The organism is Clostridioides sp. ZZV15-6388, assembly GCF_020657755.1.
Taxonomy (GTDB): Bacteria; Bacillota; Clostridia; order Peptostreptococcales; family Peptostreptococcaceae; genus Clostridioides.
Genome location: NZ_JAGWCU010000089.1, coordinates 1 through 502 on the forward strand (window position 1 = coordinate 1; position 502 = coordinate 502).

The window sequence follows — 502 nt, forward strand, 5'->3', positions numbered from 1 at the left end:
ATAGGTCGAAGGTGTAAGTGCAGCAATGTATTTAGCTTATCGATACTAATAGGTCGAGGACTTGACCAATATTTATTTGATGTTCATTGATTAAAATATATATGTAGTTTTTAGAGTGTTAACTCTATGTAAAGTACTAACTTCAATTAATGGAAGGTATTTAATAAAAAACTATTATTATTTAGTACTTTAAAAGTATTGACATTTAAAAATAAAGATGTTAATATAATACTTGTCTTATAAATAGGCAATATGTGGTTATAATAGCAAAGAGGATACACCTGTTCCCATTCCGAACACAGAAGTTAAGCTCTTTAGCGCTAATGGTACTTGGTGGGAAACTGCCTGGGAGAGTAGGACATAGCCACGTAAATGTTCCAAGGTAGCTCAACGGTGGAGCAACCGGCTGTTAACCGGTAGGCTGTGGGTTCGAGCCCCACCCTTGGAGCCAAAAAAAGCCGAAGTGGCGGAACTGGCAGACGCACAGGACTTAAAATCCTGC

1 tRNA gene and 1 rRNA gene are annotated in these 502 nt (G+C 37.6%); both read left to right on the forward strand.

Features of this window, described 5'->3' with window-relative positions:
• Positions 1 to 253: 253 nt before the first annotated feature.
• Positions 254 to 370 (forward strand): 5S ribosomal RNA (gene rrf / locus KGF48_RS19895).
• 6 nt (positions 371 to 376) lie between these two features.
• Positions 377 to 451 (forward strand) — tRNA-Asn (locus KGF48_RS19900).
• Positions 452 to 502: the final 51 nt, after the last annotated feature.